Source organism: Chitinophaga sp. MM2321 (assembly GCF_964033635.1).
Lineage (GTDB): Bacteria > Bacteroidota > Bacteroidia > Chitinophagales > Chitinophagaceae > Chitinophaga.
Genome location: NZ_OZ035533.1, coordinates 2,795,620 through 2,814,903, shown reverse-complemented (window position 1 = coordinate 2,814,903; position 19,284 = coordinate 2,795,620). Strand labels below are relative to the sequence as shown.

General features: G+C 45.5%; 11 protein-coding genes. All 11 read left to right on the top strand.

What is annotated here, in order from left to right:
• Positions 1-52 precede the first annotated feature (52 nt).
• Positions 53-1,282, top strand: a complete 1,230-nt coding sequence (locus tag ABQ275_RS10990; protein ID WP_349318350.1) for a hypothetical protein — start codon at positions 53-55, stop codon at positions 1,280-1,282.
• Positions 1,279-2,490: a hypothetical protein gene (locus tag ABQ275_RS10985; RefSeq protein WP_349318349.1), complete on the top strand. Its 1,212-nt coding sequence runs from the start codon at positions 1,279-1,281 to the stop codon at positions 2,488-2,490. The genes ABQ275_RS10990 and ABQ275_RS10985 overlap by 4 nt, the downstream gene beginning before the upstream one ends.
• 40 nt (positions 2,491-2,530) lie before the next feature.
• Positions 2,531-4,438, top strand: a complete 1,908-nt coding sequence (locus ABQ275_RS10980) for a glycoside hydrolase domain-containing protein (RefSeq protein WP_349318348.1) — start codon at positions 2,531-2,533, stop codon at positions 4,436-4,438.
• A 14-nt stretch (positions 4,439-4,452) separates the two neighbouring features.
• On the top strand, positions 4,453-5,793 hold the full coding sequence (locus ABQ275_RS10975) for a DUF4832 domain-containing protein (RefSeq protein WP_349318347.1): 1,341 nt from the start codon (positions 4,453-4,455) through the stop codon (positions 5,791-5,793).
• 10 nt (positions 5,794-5,803) lie between these two features.
• Complete coding sequence (locus ABQ275_RS10970; protein ID WP_349318346.1) at positions 5,804-7,762, top strand: S9 family peptidase; 1,959 nt, start codon at positions 5,804-5,806, stop codon at positions 7,760-7,762.
• 16 nt (positions 7,763-7,778) lie between these two features.
• Positions 7,779-8,720, top strand: a complete 942-nt coding sequence (locus ABQ275_RS10965; RefSeq protein WP_349318345.1) for a DMT family transporter — start codon at positions 7,779-7,781, stop codon at positions 8,718-8,720.
• 7 nt (positions 8,721-8,727) lie between these two features.
• The gene (locus tag ABQ275_RS10960; RefSeq protein ID WP_349318344.1) at positions 8,728-9,894 is read left to right on the top strand and encodes an SIS domain-containing protein; all 1,167 of its coding nucleotides are present in this window, start codon (positions 8,728-8,730) and stop codon (positions 9,892-9,894) included.
• A gap of 58 nt (positions 9,895-9,952) precedes the next feature.
• Complete coding sequence (locus tag ABQ275_RS10955) at positions 9,953-10,897, top strand: carbohydrate kinase family protein (protein ID WP_349318343.1); 945 nt, start codon at positions 9,953-9,955, stop codon at positions 10,895-10,897.
• A 5-nt stretch (positions 10,898-10,902) separates the two neighbouring features.
• Positions 10,903-11,724, top strand: coding sequence for a class II fructose-bisphosphate aldolase (locus tag ABQ275_RS10950; protein ID WP_349318342.1), 822 nt, complete (start codon positions 10,903-10,905; stop codon positions 11,722-11,724).
• 89 nt (positions 11,725-11,813) lie between these two features.
• A complete protein-coding gene (locus tag ABQ275_RS10945) occupies positions 11,814-15,047 on the top strand; it encodes a DUF5107 domain-containing protein (RefSeq protein ID WP_349318341.1) in 3,234 nt (1,077 codons plus the stop codon).
• A 28-nt stretch (positions 15,048-15,075) separates the two neighbouring features.
• Positions 15,076-19,266, top strand: coding sequence for a beta-galactosidase trimerization domain-containing protein (locus ABQ275_RS10940; RefSeq protein WP_349318340.1), 4,191 nt, complete (start codon positions 15,076-15,078; stop codon positions 19,264-19,266).
• The last annotated feature ends 18 nt before the right edge of the window (positions 19,267-19,284 follow it).

Here is a 19,284-nt window from a genome sequence, read left to right as displayed (position 1 = left end):
TCGCTGAATAGTAGCGTGTGACGGTGAACATCTTTATCAGAAAAAAAACTATATGGGAATCAATTTTCTTAAACTTTTTCCTGTCTGTCTGGCCAGCTGCTGTTTAATAACAGTAGCTGCGCTGGCTCAGGGGAAGATAACCGATGCTAATATTACGTTTATTGATTACACTGGTTTCCCGGAAGGTCACTCTACCTGGGATGACATTGGATATAGCAGTAAGTACAATAAAGTGGTAGCAGGGGTGACCAACCATATTGATAAAGTTGCTTTGTTTGATTACGATGTGGCTACCGGTAAAATGACCAACAATGGTCTGATAGCGGATCTTGCACACCTGCGTCCTTTTCAGTGGCAGGGTAAGATCCACTCCAAAATTACTGAAGGCGCCGACGGTTACATGTACTTTTCTACTGACGGCGGCGAATCCCGCGAAGAATACCTGATGAACCACCCCGCCGGATATAACGGCGGTTACTTCATGAAATGGCATCCGCAAACGAAAACGCTTGTCAATCTTGGTATCGGTTTGCCATACGAAAGCATCAAGGATATTGATATTGATCCGCAATCAGGAAAGATATACGGTATCTCTTATCCGCAGGTACATTTCCTGGTATACAATCCCGCTGCGAATGAGGTAAAAGACCTTGGCCGGCTGGGCAGCGCCCATGTCCCCAGGGTATTATTTATCGACTGGTGGGGGAATTGTTATTATGTAGACTGGCGCCAGCGGTTAGTAAAATATCAGAAAGATAAAGACAGTTTATTATTTGCAGCAGCATCCCTTCCTGCATTTGAAGGTACGCCAGGTGGTAAAATAATTACAGGTATTACCGCCTACGCCAAAGACCCGAAGAACAAGGTGATCTACCTGATCACTTACGGTGCAAAGATCGTTGCCTTTTATCCGGAGAAAGAAGGAATAGGGAAAGTGGTAGACCTGGGCGGTGTTGCTGATATCAACAGTGATATAGATCCATGGGGTCCTTACGTACCGAATCTGAATATTGGAGACAATGGAAAGCTCTATTATATTGTTGGTGGGCACGGTAATTATGTGGTGAAGGATAAAACGGTGTTGATAGAATTTGATCCTGCAACAAAAAAGCATACCATCCTGTATGAATATCCGGTAGATGTGCTCAGTGAAGCAACCGGCTCGGATACCAGGGATAAGAACGGAAACCTGTACTTCGCAGGCAGAAAGGATATACCCGGTCATGACCGTTCATCTCCCTTTCTGATAAAGTTTAACCCCACCAAAAAAGTCAGCAAATGAAGCAGGTTCTCATAAAGACGATGGCGGTAACAGCATTGCTTTTTACAACATCCGATGTTTTTTCTCAATACACTTTTTATAAACCCACAGCAGGATTTGGTATTGAAATATCATTGTCAAATACCACGTTGAAAAGAATGCCGGTTTATAGAAATGCCGTCGCATCGCTGACCGTTACAGGTGATCATATCATCGGCGGAACCGCTGCCGGCGAAAAACTGGACCCTTACATTTTTGTGGCCTCACTCAGTAAACGGGAGATGGTGCAAATGAAAGATATTTCAACGGTGATAAAAGGACAACGCAGCATCCGGTCGGGCTTTTTCAAAACAGGGTCGAACCAGTTGTATGCCGGTACGATGGCACAACAAAACAGCGATGGTACCAATGGCAGCGGACATCTTATACAGGTAAACGTCAGTGCGGAAGGAAACATCAACGTAACTGATCTTGGCGTACCTGTAACCGGAGAAGGGGTATTTGCCTTATGCGGCAATGATCATACCGGTATGTTGTATGGCATCACCTATCCATCCGGTATTTTCTTTAGTTATGACCTGAAAGCAGGAAAGACCAAAACCTACAACAATACTGTACCAACAAAAGAAGCGTTGGAAACGCTGACGAATGAATTTCATAAAAAGCCGGAAGATTTTTTATGCAGCTCCCTTATAGTGGATGCTAAAGGAATGGTGTACGGAAGCCAACCAATTAATAAAGTTTTTTGTTTTAATCCGGCAGACGAAAGTTTCCGCGTTTTATCCGACCTGCCTGAAGTATGGGGCAGACACGTACTTGGCCGGGTGGAATCCTGGACAAAATCGGCAGATGGAATGTTGTATGGCGGTAATGCCGGAGACGGACAGCTGTTTTCCCTGGACCCTGCTACCGGCAAAGTAAAGAACCTTGGTAAGCCCATCATGATGAACCGCCTGAGAGGATTGTCCTTTGCCGCTGATGGAAAATTATATGGCATTGCCGGCGCAGCGCCGGGATACGCGCATTTATTTTCCTATGATCCGGCAGGAGTGGGCTATACAGACATGGGCAATCCACAGTTTATTTTAAAAGCGCCGGGAATAGAACAGGGCATTGAGTGGCGCGGCTTTCAGCTGGGCACCATCACTACTTCCGAAGATGGAAAATATGTAGTGATGGGAGAAGATGAAGCATTGAGCCAGTTACTGGTTTTCCCGGTGGATAACTGATAACCCGATTATAAACGAACCGTAAGATAGATTGCTTGCTATGGTAAAATATTTTGTATGCTTATTGTCGTTCTTTTTTACCATAAATATGGTAATGGCCAATGACAGTATTCCGCAATGGAGCGTTGGTATTTTACCTTCATCCGTGCGGATTGATCCTTCCACGAACCACATTTTCGACAAGGAATATAATAAAGGCCAGTCTGCCACTGAACTGTTGCAACGCAACTGGATATACGATGGGAAAACCGCTTCCCTGAAGAGTGCCAGGGGAGAGTATGTTTCTTTTCAACTGGTGGTAACCAATCATACCGCCACACCTTTAAAGGGAATTAGTGTTGCCATGTTGCCTTTTAAAAATAAGGGTAAGCAACTGGAAGCACCTCCTGAATTATTCCTGGAATGGGCGGTAAAGGTAAGTACAACAAGTACCGGTTATCCAAGAGCAACCCTGGGCAAGGGATGGTACCCCGATGCTTTGATACCTTTTAAATACATCCAGCAAGGTACGGTTCCCGTGAAAAACGGATGGCTCTATCCTTTGCAGCTGCCGGATTTCAATAACAGGATCGATGACCAGCAATCCATGATCATATGGGTAGACCAGTATATTCCATTTGAAAAGGAAAAGGTGATAGACGGGAAATATACAACGGCCATAACAGTGACCATCAATAATATAACAAAGTCTGTTCCTGTTGAGTTGAACGTATGGGATTTTGCCATACCAGCTGAAAACCGTTTTAAGGCAAGTCTGCAACATGAAGGCTTTGTAAGCCATATGAGTGAGCAGGATGAACTGGAAATTTACCAGTTAATGAAGCGGAACCGTGTTTGTATCATGGACCCTACTTACAAGCCTGTTATGAAAAAGAACGGCACCGGTTTTACGGTCGACTGGACCGCATTTGATAGTCGCATGAGCAAATACCTGACCGGTAAAGCATTTACGAAAGCATACGGTTATGAATATGGCCCAGGTTACGGAACGCCGGTAGAAACATTCCTTTTACCTTTTGATGTATATGGAAAGCACGATACACGCGGCTGGCCGGATATAGGTAAGCCAGATGTGGAAAGGAATAGTGCTAACAGGGCTGAATATACTACGGTCGTACGTAAAGTAAGGGAACACTTGCAGCCGTTGATCAATCTTAAAACAACCGATGTAACTGTTTACCTGAACGGATTGGATGAATCTTATTTCCCTGAAGCGTGGGATAGGATGGCTTATTACGGTGCCTTGTTTAAAAAGGAATACCCCGAAGCGAAATTCAGGGTAGACGGTTCTTACAACGATAGCGCCATGCAGGTAATAGAACATGCCATCAGTGCATGGGCGGTGCATACCATTGACTTCAACCAGGAGAATATGGACAAGTACAACAAGATGGGTATTAACCAATGGTTGTACGGTCCTATGATCTATGAAAGCAAGATAAATAGTTGGGTGGGCAGCTCCACCTTTACGGACCTGCCCCTGGTAAATGACAGGGCTATCAGCTGGAGCGTGTGGAAATATAAAGCGCGTTCCTGGATCAGCTGGGGCATGGGTGCCGGCTGGAAAGCAGGTTGGTATGATCCTGAAACATGGAAAAGCGGCAATGACGGTGGCAACGCAAAAGCGTATGTACCAAAAATACTAAATGGGAATGCGTTGTTGATGTACAGCGGCGGTATTGTTCCCAATGTTAGCGGTCCTTGTCCGTCTGTAAGGTTAAAAACCATGCGGAATGGTGTGCAGGAATATGAATATATGCGGTTACTGGCGGGCCTGGATAAGAATGATAACCGTGTAAATGCGGTTGTCAACAGTATCATTGATCTACCTTTTGGAAATAACGCTATAGGTAACCTGGATGTATGGAGCTATGATCCTGAAAAGTGGGATAATGCCCGTATCAGGTTAGGAGAACTAATCAGTCAGTCGGCTCGTAAAAGCCATTAATAAATTGTTTGTTTATGCTGTCAGTAGGAAGAAAATATCTGGTCATTTGTTTGTTGGGTTTATTTGCAGCTTGTACTTCCCGCACGGAAACAGTGGTAGTAAGACCGGTAGAGATAGACAGCTTTTTGTTGAATCCCGGCAGGGGCTTTACTTCAACGGGTAGCTTGTTTAATGAGAATATGGGAACCCGGCAACACCCGCTTTGTGGTGTAAGTCAGCAACGGTATTACTGGGAGCAACTGGAGCCGCGTGAAGGAGAGATCGATTTTTCGGTGATCGACAGTGCTATTGCAAAAGCTGTAAGAAGCGGACAACAACTCAATTTCAGGGTGATGTGTCAGAACGAGGATATGGTTCTTCCTAAATGGGTGATAGCAGCAGGGGTGAAATCGCCCTACTACGATAATCCCGTTTTTATAGAAAAGCATATTAACCTGATCAAGGCCCTGGGTGCACATTATGATGGTAATCCGGATGTTTGTTTTGTTGATATCGGCAGCATCGGACAATGGGGCGAATGGCATATCGATCCGGAGGCGCCCGATCCCAGCAAGATTGTTTTCCCAAACGATGAAAATGCCAAAAAAATAATTGATGCCTATTTCCAGAGTTTCAAAAAGACGCCCTTAGCTGCATTGATCAGTTTTAAGCAGCCTTTTGGGTTTGCTTATGCTACATCAAGAGGCGCAGGGTGGCGTGCGGATTGCTGGGGAGATATGGATTCCCTTGGATGGAACCATATGAAAGGGGTATACCCGCAGGCAATAGAGGGTGCTAACGCGCATGATAGTTGGAAGAATGGCCCCATCGCGCTGGAAACCTGCTGGACCATGGATGAATGGCATAAACGTGGTTGGGATATTGATTATATTTTGTCAAAGGCACTGGAATGGCATGCCACCTCCGTCAATAATGGGGGCCAGGATATTCCTGCTGAATGGTATGATAAGGTAAAAGCATTTGAAAAGAAATTAGGCTACCGTTTTGTATTAAGAGAATTTTCTTATCCATCTGTCGTTAAAAAGGAAACAGGTGCCAAACTGCACATGTTATGGGAAAACGTTGGTGTGGCACCGTTATACAACGGGCATCCGCTCGTTATCCGCCTGATATCTGCCATAGATAGCACCAGTAGTTATTTCATCCCTACGGATGCAGATGTAAAAAAATGGTTGCCCGGTAATACGGAAGTGAATACAATCATTCCGGTTCCGGCTGAACTGACCGCCGGCAAGTACAAACTGGAAATTGGTATAGTAGCCCATGACATGACAAAACCTGCCATACAACTGGCGATAGCAGGTAAAACACCGGAAGGTTGGTATCAGATGGGCCAAATAGAAATTGAAGATTGAAACTGTTAATATGAAAGGAACCGTAAACGGACGCCCACTAAAACTGGAAGATCTGCAGGATATAGCAACACTAAGCAGTGCTGCATTATCTGCAGATGGAAAGTATATCGTGTACGTAACAACGAAAGTGGTGATGGAGGATAATGATTACCGGGATTACATACACGTTGTTGAAAGGGCATCTGGTGAAACGAAAGAGGTATGGGAGGGGGCGTCTCCTCAATGGTCGCCTGTAGCCAATGAAATTGCCTATGAAGCGGCACACAATGGCAACAGCTATATATGGATCTTCTCCCTGAATACGGGTAAAAAAAGGCCGTTGGCGGCTGTATATACGTCTCATTATTTCATGGGGCACCTGAGCCTCAAAAACTTTACCTGGTCGCCGGATGGTGCACAGATCGCGTATGTGAGCGCACCCGCTACGGTTACCAACAGCACAGCAACCCCTGTAAAAGTAATTGACAGGCTATTGTATAAAACAAAAGGCGGCAGGGAAAGACCCGCCGTTACAGATAATACGCTTACACATATCTGGGTGGTGGCTGCAAAAGACGGCCTAGCACAACAGGTAACAGCTGGCCCATATAATGAACATTCCATTTGCTGGTCGCCCGATAGTTTACATATAGGGTTCATCAGCAACCGGTCGGAAGATCCGGATGATAACCAGTTACACGATTTATGGAGTGTAACACTGGCAACAGGAAATATTACAAGGCATACCGAAAATTTTGGAACCGTTTGCCAGCCTGCCTGGTCACCGGATGGTACACACCTTGCGTTCCTGGCAACAAAAAGTAAACTGAGTACCAACGATAGCCCTGCGGAAGATACGCACCTGTACATCATGGCAGTGGGCAGTACTGCCAGCAGAAACCTCACCTGGTCGCTGGATCGCAGGGTGGAGCAAATCAGCTGGCATCCGCATCACCAGGAGGTTTATTTTACGGCAGGAGATAGGGGCTCTACTGCCATTTATAAAGTGGATGCCATTACTGAAGTGGTAACAACCGTGACGGGGCAAGACTGTCATATATTGGAGTATAGTCTCAGCGGTAACCTGCTTACTTACATAGCCACAGATACCACCCATCTCACGGAAATATTTCTTTATGATGAGGTGGCCGGAACAAACAAACAACTAACCACTAACAGTGATCCGTTTTCAGATAAATGCCTGTTGCAAATCGCCAGCACCAGCTGGTTTGAGAGCTTTGACGGTAAAAAAATACAAGGCTGGTTAATGAAGCCCACGCTGTTTGATCCTTCGCAGCAGTATCCGCTGATACTGGTGATCCATGGTGGTCCCCACAATATGTTCGGATACGAATTTGAGGACCGGATGCAATTATTATCCGCCAACGGATACGGCGTATTATTCATCAATCCCAGGGGCAGCAGTGGCTACGGACAGGATTTTTCCAACGGCACGTTGTCGGATTGGGGAGGGGGTGATTATAAAGATCTGATGGCCGGCGTAGATGCGGCTATCAGCAGCAACAGCTGGATCGATGCAACACGCCTGGGCGTTACCGGGCAAAGTTATGGTGGTTATATGACCAACCGGATCATCACAAAAACAACCCGTTTCAAAGCGGCTGTTGCAGATGGCAGTATCAGTAACCTGGTCAGCTTCTCCGGTACTTCTTTATATCATTCATTAATGGAATCAGAGTTTGACGGATCTGCCTATGATCATTTCTCTTTGTTATGGAATTGTTCTCCATTAAAGGATGTGAAGGAGGTGGTTACGCCAACGCTGTTATTACATGGGGAAACAGACAATGAAGTGCCTTTGTCGCAGGCAGAGGAAATGTATATAGCCTTGAAAAAGAAAGGTGTTGACAGCATGTTTGTACAGTATACAGGAGAAGGGCATGGCTGGCGGCCGGATATGAGACCGCACAACAGGTATGACCTGCTCTCCCGCATGGTGGAATGGTTTGATAAATATTTAAAGAGATAAAAAAGGAATAGCAGCTATGCAAAAAGGAAGAACCTGGATCAGCTTTGTTATTATTCACGTAGTTTTTATGGGGGTATGGGGTGCGCTCATCGAGCTGCCTGAGAAGAATGGTTTCCCTGCTACACTTGGTTACGTGGTGTGGGCGCTTACCATGATACCCGCAGCTCTTGTGGCCCTTTATATTAACAAGTGGAAACTGGACTATGACCGGAATGCTATTATATACGGTTGTCTGGCGGGGTTATTAGGAGCAGTAGGGCAACTGGTATTATTTTTTGCTTTAAGGATAGCACCCGCATATATTGTTTTTCCCATTCTATCCTTAACACCTATCGTTACCATTTTACTAGCGGTATTATTCCTGAAAGAGTCTACAGGTACTACCGGCTGGATAGGTATAGGCATCGCAATACTGGCCATCTTTCTTTTGTCGTATATGCCTTCGGGTAATACCGCTGTTTCGGGTTACTCCTGGCTGATACTCGTTATTATTCCCATGATAGCCTGGGGGGCGCAGGGTTTCGTTATGCGCTTTGCCAATGAACAAATGAAGGCGGAGAGCATTTTTTTCTACATGATGCTCAGTTCCGTAGCACTCATTCCGGTAGCTATATGGATGACTGACTTTTCAAAACCGGTGAATTATGGTCTGAGCGGCCCCTGGCTGGCAGCAGGCGTACAAGTGCTGAATGCATTTGGTGCTTTATGTCTCGTCTATGCTTTCCGTTATGGTAAAGCTATTATAGTGGCACCGATGACAACGGCTTTGTCGCCCGTGCTGACGATAGTGATCTCCCTGTTTATTTATTGGACAATGCCACAACTCTATATCATCATCGGAATTGTATTGGCCCTGCTGTCGGCGTTGTTGATGGGAAGAGCGGAATCGGAAATGGAGAAGAAACGTACAGTGGAGAAAGAGCCGGCTAATATATTAAATAATGTAAACCAGAACTAGTTAGTATATGTCATATCTGCATTTTGAACAAGGAGAAATTAAGGAAAAAGGCGGCTTGAATACGGCTATGGAAATAGAAGGACAACCAGCGTTATGGCAGGAGATCTATGATCTCATTCTTTCGCAAAAAGATGCTATCCGCGATTTTTTGTCACCCATACTTTCAAATGCGGATGCAAGGATCATTTTAACGGGTGCAGGCTCCTCCGCTTTTATAGGAGAAGCCATCGCCGGCATTGTTCAGGCGAATACAAAAAGAATGACACATGCCATTGCCACCACAGATATTATCACGCATCCTCACCTGCATTTTATAAAAGAGATACCAACGTTGCTGTTTTCTTTTGCCCGGTCAGGAAATAGTCCTGAGAGCCTGGCGGTAGTTGAACAGGCCAATACATATTGCAATACCGTTTTTCATTTTATCATCACTTGTAATAAGGCAGGTGCACTGGTGCAAAGTCGCTTCCCCAATACCTATCACCTTATCCTGCCTGAAAGTGCGAATGATAAGGGACTGGCCATGACAAGCAGTTTTACTGGTATGTTATTAGCGGCCATCCTGGTTATAAAGAGTGATATCATAGCATCGCTTAAACCCGCGCTGGACGTATTGATAACAGAGGGCAACGAATTGCTGGAAAAATATCTTCCGCAAATAAAAGCCGTGGCGGAAAAACCTTACCGGAGAGTTATCTTTTTAGGCTCAGGAGAAATGTTGGGTATTGCAAGGGAATGCCACCTGAAATTACAGGAACTCACAGATGGGAAAGTTATTTGTAAACACGATTCATTCCTGGGGTTCAGACATGGGCCCAGGGCGGTGATCAATGAAGATTCACTGATCGTGTACCTGTTTTCAAAAGATGAATATGTATTCCAGTATGAAAGGGATCTGTGCCTGTCGATAGAAGCAGATACCCGGAAAATTCCTACACTCAGTTACAACAGACAGTTGAGCGATCTGAAGAAATCAGTGCTGGAAATAACATTTTCAACACCAGCGGATGCGCCCAATGACCTTGCATTTATTGGTACAGTGCTCATCGGGCAGCTGCTTGGGTTTTACCGCTCCCTATCCCTGGGCTTGCGTCCTGATACGCCTTCTGTGTCAGGGTCTATCAGCCGCGTGGTACAGGGTGTGACGATCTATACCGGCCTGGTGCCTTCATGAGGGCGGCCTGTAAAATGAATAACAGTTTATATTTCAATACACGCATTTTCTGCATTATATGAACAATAAAAAGGTACTGGTAACCGGAGAACTGAATGTCGATATACTGTTCAATGAGATCAGCTCATTTCCTGTCATCGGGCAGGAGATCCTGGCAGATAAGATGACGTTGGCACTGGGGAGTTCTTCCGCCATTTTTGCCGCCAATCTTTCCTCATTGGGAACAGTCACCTCCTTTTGCGGTATGGTTGGGAAAGATCTCTTTGGTGATTTTATCTTGTCTGAACTGCACAGGAAGCAGGTGGATACCAGTTTGATCAGCTCTTCAGAAAAATACCAGACGGGTGTAACAGTGGTATTAAACTACTTACAGGATCGTGCAAATGTTACGCATTGCGGGGCTATGGAACACCTGGTGGTGGATAACATTCCTTTCGACAGGTTTCCTGACTTTTCGCATCTGCATCTGTCGTCTTATTTTCTGCAAAAAGGATTGCAAAAAGATATAGTGCGGCTGTTCAAAACAGCCCGGGATAAAGGATTATCTACTTCTCTTGATATACAATGGGACCCTGCGAATGAATGGCATTTTCCTTACCAGGAATGTTTGCCTTACGTCGATTTTTTTATGCCGAATGAAGCGGAGATTCTGGCATTAACCCATACAGAGCAATTAGATGGTGCTTTCCAGGTATTGGATGCTTTTGCCAATACCATTATTGTGAAAAGAGGTATTTCCGGCGCAACGGCCTATCATAAAGGAGAAAGCCTGCATGCCGCGCCTTATCTGCATGATCACTTTGTAGATGCCATCGGGGCTGGCGATAGCTTCAACGCAGGATTTATCAACAGTCATCTGCAAGGTAAACCACTATACGATAATCTTTTGGCCGGTAACCTGGCAGGTGCTATCAGCACTACCGCTGCCGGCGGAACAGGTGCGTTTGCTGATTTTCCATCTTACCGGGAAAAAGCAAACAGGATGTTGAATGTAAAAATTTGAAAAATATGAAGTTGAAAGAAAAAATGCAGTGGCTTACTTCGCGTAATACAGGCATACTGGCTACCAATTTTTATAACCTGGAAACACTCCACGGTGAACTCAAAGCAGCAAGAGAACTTGGACAACCTTTGATCCTGCAACTAACCAGCAGCTCAATAGATTACATGGGACTGGGCACGGCTGTGAATGCAGTAAGATCCGGCCTGGAAGAATATGGCGTGGAAGGCTGGCTGCACCTGGATCATGGCGGCTCCGTAGAAATTGTACAGGCTTGCCTGGATGCAGGATTTGATTCTGTGATGATTGATGGGAGTGAATTGCCATTTGAAGAAAATATCAGGATAACCAAAGAAGTGGTAAAACGCGCGGCGTCTTATCATGCCAATGTGGAAGCGGAACTGGGCTATGTCGCAAAGTTAGGTCAGTCGGTAACACATACTGGTTTTACACAGGTAGCGGAAGCCAAAACGTTCGTAGAGGAAACCGGCGTAGATGCGTTGGCGGTAGCTATCGGTACTTCTCACGGATTTTATAAAGAAGAACCGGCATTACAGTTTGATCTGCTGGCAGATATCCATGCGCATATTGATGCGGTGCTGGTGCTGCACGGTAGTTCCGGTGTTCCCGAAGTACAGTTGCGGAAGGCTATTTCACTGGGTATCTGCAAAGTAAACCTGGCTACTGAAATCAAGAATATTTTTATGAAAACATTACAGACTATTCTTCGTGATACGCAGGAAATAGACCTGAGAAAAGTTTTCCCGCAAGCCACTGAAAGTGTTACGCTTCTTGTAAAGGAGAAACTGCTGGTTATGCAGAACAATTAATCCATACCTGTTTTTCAGGTGATCTTCCTTTCACCATCTTCCCGGCAAATCTCCGCGTTCATCATCTCTGTAATCCGTAATTATTTATCATGCTTACAACTTCTGTCCATAAAATCATTTTCGTGCTTCCGTTCCTGTTAGTGCTTACTACCGCAAGGGCCCAGCATGTTACAGCAAAGGAAGAAATGGAGGTGATGACCACCTATCCTTATTCAGATCCTAATCCTATTCCTGTATTGGGTATCAATAAAAAGGTGGCACCTTTCTATCCCTATTTTTTATTTGATGGGTATACCGATAAAGGGGTTAAAAAGAAATGGAAAGTAGTGAAACTGGAAAACGATTTTATAGAAGTGACCGTTTTGCCGGAGGTGGGTGGGAAAGTAATGGGCGCCATTGAAAAAGCCACAGGCAACGAGTTTGTGTATCTTAATCATGTCATGAAATTCAGGGCCATCGGTATCCGTGGTCCCTGGACCAGTGGTGGTATTGAACACAATTTTGGACTTGATCTCGGACATGCGCCCTGGGCAGCTTCTCCCGTAGATTATCTGATCAAAAATAATGAAGATGGAAGTGTGAGCTGCATAGTAGGAGGGCTGGACCTGGCTTCACGTACGGAATGGCGGATGGATATCCGCCTGGCAAAAGACAAAGCTTACTTTGAAACACGGGGCATGTGGTATAATCCTGGTCCCTTACATCATGCGCATTTGTCATGGGAAAACGCGGCTTTCAAAGGAACCAATGATTTACAATTCTATTTCCCCGGAAATTTTCATATCGGGCATGACGGGCTCGCATCGCCCTGGCCGATAGATAATTCAGGACGCAATTTATCTTTGTACAAAGAGAATAATTTTGGTGACAGTAAATCCTACCACGTAGTAGGTGATTACCGCAACTGGTTTGGTGGGTACTGGCATAATAAAGAAGCGGGCTTCGGGCACTGGGCGCCCTATAGCGATGCACCCGGCAAGAAGCTGTGGATCTGGTCACTGGCAAGAGAGGGCGCCATCTGGGAAGATCTTTTAACAGATGCCGATGGGCAATATATTGAGGCGCAATCGGGCGTAAAACTAAACCAGGCGGGTGAACGAAGCGGGGCTCACAGCCCGTTCGTACAGCTTTCCCTTCGGCCCCTCTATGCCGAAACAAAAAAAGAGTATTGGTTTCCCGTTGGAAAGATTGGCGGAATGGTAGATGCCACCGCTCACGGTACACTCAATGTAACGCCGCAAGGCGATAGTTTAAAGGTGGCGGTATGTCCGAATGAAAATATGCAGGATAGCCTTGTAGTCAGGAATGGCGCAACCATTATTTATACGACATACCTGCAATTGCAACCGCTGCAAATATTTGAGAAAACGATTCCATTGCCCGCAGGGAGTGCACAAACGATCCGGGTAAGCGTAGGCGGGAATAAGTTATTGTATGCTTCAGATAAAAAGGAAAATGAGGTGAACAGACCCGTTATTACAACGGATAATGACTACAACAACCATTCTGCACAACGTTACTTCCGGATGGCGGAAGATGAAAATGCGATGCGTAACTATGATCAGGCTTTTACTTACTACAAGGAATGCCTGGCAATAGAACCTGCGCATAATGAAGCCTTATCCCGCGTAGCGGAATATTATTACCGGAGCGGCCAATATGAACAGGGAATAAGTTATGCCCGGAAGGTGCTGGAATATAATACCTACGATGGTGCCGCCAATTTCATTTACGGCAACCTGGTTCAACGGACCGGGAAACTGACGGAAGCGGAAGAGGCTTTCAGTATGGCCGCATGGACCATGGAATACCGCTCGGCAGCCTATACGGCGCTGGCAGGCATCAACATGCAAAAACACCACTTTGATATAGCAGCGGATAATGCTGGCCGGGCGCTGGACTATAACAGGAACAACCTGTTGGCTTACCAATATCTAATCACCGCTTACAGGAAATTGTCGTCTCCGGAACGGGCGGATAGTATAGCCAACGTGCTGTTGGAAATAGATCCGCTGAATAAGTATGCCCGTTTCGAACAATACTTTTTACACCCGGTGCCTGAAAAATTAACCGCTATCAGATCTGTTATCACCAACGAGCTGCCGTTTGAAACTTATCTCGAACTGGCTATTACTTATGCGAATGAAGGCATGACGGATGAAGCCATCAGGGTGTTGGAACTATCACCTGCTTACCCTACGGTTTATTACTGGCTGGCTTATCTTAAAAAGGATTGCTGCCCGGATGAAAGCCAGGGTTATCTCAGGAAAGCAGTGGCGATATCGCCGGCATTTGTTTTCCCTTTCAGGCTGGAAAGTATTCCGGTACTCACCTGGGCAGCAAACACGCTGCCTTCCTGGAAAACGGACTATTACCTCGGATTGGTTTACTGGAATAATCTGCGTCGTGATCAGGCTGCAGTATTATTTGAAAAGTGCGGGGATACACCGGATTTCGCGCCGTTGTATCTCGTCCGCAGCGCCTTGTTTCAGCGCGACAGTACCAAAAGCGCCGCTATAAAAAAAGACCTGGAGCATGCCGTTTCGCTTGCACCGGAAGAGTGGCGGACCTGGCATTACTATGGTGATTACCTGCAACGCGCATCGCTCTCTGAACAACATCTGACTGTATCGGAAAAAGCATGGCGTAAGTTTAAAACCAATCCGGTAATTGCCATGGATTATGCGAAAGCGTTGCTGGACATGGAGCGACCGGAAGATTGCCTCAAGGTATTAGCAAATGTGCTGATCCTCCCGCAGGAAGGCGCACAGGAAGGACACGAAATTTATGAGCTGGCAAATATCTCCCTGGCTTTGAAAATGATAGAACAAGGGAAATACCGGCAGGCTTTAACGTATTTAAATAAATCAAGGGAGTGGCCCGAACGCCTGGGCACTGGTAAGCCTTATGATCCGGACAACCGTGTGCAGGATTTTATCGCAGCTTATTGTGAAAGGAAGCTGAACAACCAGCATAACGAAAATGATTATTATAAACAGATAACGAACTACTCCCTTTCCCCTGAAAGCTGGAACCATCCAACGAATCCGGCCAATAATTATATCTCTGCGCTGGTACTCAAAAAGCAGGGAAAGGAAACAGAACTGAGGGATCTGGTAACAAACTGGAAAGAGAAACAGGACTCATTAAGCAACTGGAATATTATGGAAGGATCGGCTTCACCCGAATTTAAATGGGTGATGGCCAGGTATAAGAATGAAAATGACAGCGCCACAATATTGGAAAAGGAGTTGCTGTCGGCAGGTGTGGGAAAACGACGGTTCAAAATGCTCATAAGGGCATTGAAAGATACATCGAGGTAATCTATTGCTATCCACTAATATCATCCTGATGAAAAATATTGTTCTTTTTTTATTCCTTTTATTATGCGGGCAAAACGTAGCAGCACAGCAGATAATCGGATCTTTTGAAAATATTGCCGACCTGAAAAATATAGCCGCTACCAATGGTACGGTCATCAGCAGGTCAACGGATTTTCCGGCAGTAGGCGCCTGGTCATTAAAAACAGTTTTTCCTGCAAAAGGCGGAACAGTGTATTTAAATAACCTGGAGGCTACCCGGTGGAATCGCGCTATTGCTTCCGATAATATCTTTGCAAATGCCCTGCTGCTCTTTATCTGGGCTACAAATGCTACGGAGATCAATGTGCTGGTAAAAGACTCGTTGGATCATACTGCTGCTTTGAAATATGCACTGAAACCCGGTGTAAATCATATCCAGGTACCCTTTGCTGCTTTAAATAAAATAGACCTTGAACAGGTGAAAGCTATCGGTATCCAGGGTAACAGTCCTGCTTTATTTTACCTGGATTATATAGCATTGGATGAATACCAGCCGGTGCTGGAACAAGGTGGGCGCTGGGATGTACCTTATTCTGCCGGTGTGCAGACAAAACATATTCCCTGGGGCGTACCATTGGCAGGAGGGAAGATAAAGACATACGCCATTTCACCTGTTTTTGATGGCCGTGGTATTATTGAATTGTCGGAGCGGCTTGACCTGGATTATAAAGTAACCACACTTGGCAGAAATCCGGGAATAAACCGTTGGGGATTCGGTGATTTTTATAATCGCCGTAATCCAATGGGGGATGATGGTACACATCCTAATAGTCTTGTCTTCAACTATATTGCAGCTGATTTACTTTATGGGCCGGAGGTAGACCTGATCATCTGGCCAGGACTTTTCCCCTGGGAAAGTTATCCGCTGCAAATACGGAATGCCATCCTGAAAAGAGTCGCCAATGGAACCGGCTTGTTGCTGATCTATCCAGCCAGTCATACTACTGCTGCCGGTCAATGGCCGGTATCTCCGCTTCATCCCACTGATACGGGGATCTTTAGAAAAATGAATGGGATGGAGCATAATAAGAAAGCGTTCCTGCCTTACCTGGATGCAACAAAGTGGGTGACCGCAAGCCCTCATTTTATTACCAGGGGCGTGGCGCTGGAAGCCTTTCCTATGGGGCATATGGGCGTGGTGCCTACGCAAGGGAAGAAAGAGGATGTTTTGCTCCGCACCGCTAAAGGCAATCCCGTACTGGCGGTTGGTACTTATGGGAAAGGTCGCGTAGTGGCCATGTCTTATGCAGAAAGAGGATTGATACCCATGATGGACAACCCCTGGGAAACCGGTGCCCAGGTCGGTTATTGGGACTATATGTGGTCGCTGGTAGCGCGTGCTGCTGTATGGGTGGCTAAAAGAGAACCGGCAACTTTTATAAAAAATGTAACACATCACACGAATAACCTTACTGTACAACTGCATGGGGTAGCTGCGCAAGAAGCATTAACCATGCAGGTTGTAGACGCCTTTGGTAAAACAGAACAGGATACCACCTTTTTCATAACCGCAGGTCAGGAAAAACTGGAACTGCCCTTCAGCAAATATCTCGCAGGTGGAAGACACATGGCCAATCTTCAGTTGAAGAGCGGTCAGTCGGTACATGACTGGTATACGATTGCTTTTACCACCAGCCAGGTAGCGGTGATAGACAGTATACACACAGAGCGGTCGGAAATACCCACCGGAGAAGAAGTAACGGCCACGGCTACACTCCACGCTGCCCAAGCCGTTTCAGGTACGCTGCAGGCCAGCCTGTTTGATAATTACGGCCGCCTGGTCGATAAAAAAGATTATCCCGTTACGTTGAATGGAAAAAGTAAAGTCAGCATCCGTTTTCAATCCGGCAATGTATTAACACCCCTGGGCAAAATTGATCTCGTTTTACAGGTGGATGGTAAAGAAATAGATCATAAAGAAAAAGAACTGTTCTTTTTACATCCCCGGAAATGGGATGATTATGATGTAACCATGTATCATTTTGGTCCAAATCCCGTACCCGGTACCTGGGCGGCCATCGACAACCAGTTAAAACAGGTACATGTAACCACTTTAGCCGCTTATACATTAGAGAATAGTAAACACGCCAATTATAAAGTGCAGGCGCAAACCAGGATCAAAGGAGTGGAGTCGCCTGACAATGGCCCGGACCTGGAATATTATGAAGCCATGAAAAAGAAGTACCTGGCCACACATGATAAAAAGGTACTGGTCCGGAAATATGGATTGAATGATTCGGTATACCTGCACTCAGTAAAAAATGATCTGAAAAGAATGGTCAGTGAATGGAAAAAGTTCTCTCCTTCCGCCTATTATATTTACGAAGAACCTTCCATCACCAGGTATGATGATGCCCTGGACCTTGACTTTTCAGACATTACATTGAAAGCGATGCGTACCTGGCTAAAAGCGCAATATGGCACGCTGCCGGCGCTTAACCAGCAATGGGGCACCGCTTTCAATACCTGGGATAGCGTAGTGCCGGATGATTCGCGGGAGGCCCGGCAAAGAGGGAACACTTCTTCCTGGGCTGACCACCGCTCTTTTATGGAGAAAACATGGGCAGGACAATTCAAATACGTACAGGAGGCATTAAATGAATTTGATCCCGGCGGACTGGTACAACTTTCCGGTACACAGGCTTCCGGCGCACACAATGGATATGATTACAGCCAGATAGATAAGTATGTAGGACAGATGAATCCATACGATATCGGTAACCAGCTTGAATACCACCGCAATTTTAATCCGGATGTAAAAGTATCAGGACAGGGTGGATACGGCGCGATGGGTAAAGGCGTGCTGTATGATTTCTACCGCCACATCTTTGTCAACGAAACTGCCGGCGCCTACATCTTCTGGCAGCAATCCGTATTGAACCCTGATCTGACCGTATGCAAAAGCGGGCTTTATTTAAAAGACGCTTTGTATGAAATGCGTCAACGGGGTATAGGTAGACTAATCAGCAATTATAAACCGGAAAACGAGAATAAAATAGCGATTCACTATTCCTATCCCAGCATACATGGTGCATGGATTGCAGATGGCGAAATTTCAACAGGCCATGTTACAAAGGAGCGCAGTAAAACACTGGCGCAGTTCAGGAATAACCTGGATGGCTGGGTGAAAGTATTGCATGATGCAGGAATCGGTTTTGATTTTATGGCTTATAGCGGCATCGAAAATAATGACCTCATTACAAAAGGGTACAAAGTACTGGTATTGCCCATGAGCATAGCATTGAGCGATAAGGAAGCAGAGCAGATAACCGCATTCGTACGGCAGGGAGGCACCGTAATAACGGATGCTTTAGCCGGTGTGATGGACGGACATACCCGTTACCGGGAACACCAGGCACTGGCAGATGTATTTGGTATTGCTCCACAGGCGTATTCCCGGAAAGATCTCATCACACCCGCTTACGATGACAAATTAGTAGTAAAGGGCGCCAGTTCCCTGAGCCAGGAAAAAGAAAGACCCCAATTACTGAGTCATCATTATGGAGATGGAAAGGCTTTTTTACTGAACTACTACCTGGATAAATATCCCGAAGAAAAGCTTAAAAAGAATAATGAAAATTCTCTTGCGAAAATAAGACAGGTACTGACAGCCGCAGGTATCACTTCTTCCATAGAAATTACGGCATCAACAGGAAATGCAACCAGTGGTATCACTAAATATTCCTTTGCTGAAAACAGTGGGTCGGGGAAATTATTGGGATTACTTCCGGAAGAAAGTATAACCGATACCAATATTGTAATACATTTAAAAGAACGTGTTCATCTGTATGATATCAGGAATGATCATTACCTGGGAGAGGGAAGTAGCTTTCCATTAAGCGTTACACCAGGCGTGCCGGTATTATTGGGTCTGTTAAAAGATAAAGTGGATGGTATTACGGTACAGGCGCCGGCTGAGGTAAAACCCGGAGAACAGGTAAGTTGCAGGTTGCAATGCTCCGGCAATAACAAAATGTTGTTACACTCGGTGGCTGTAGTAAAAGTGTATAATCCGGTGGGAGAATTAATGGATATCTATTCCGGTAATTGTAATATAGATGGAAATAATGGGGTGTTCAGTTTTACCACCGCATTGAATGATGTTAGGGGAGAATGGACCGTGAAAGTAAAAGAAGTGATCAGCGGCGTGGTCACGGAGGCAAAAATAAAAGTTCAGTAATTGTTGAAAAAGTAAAAT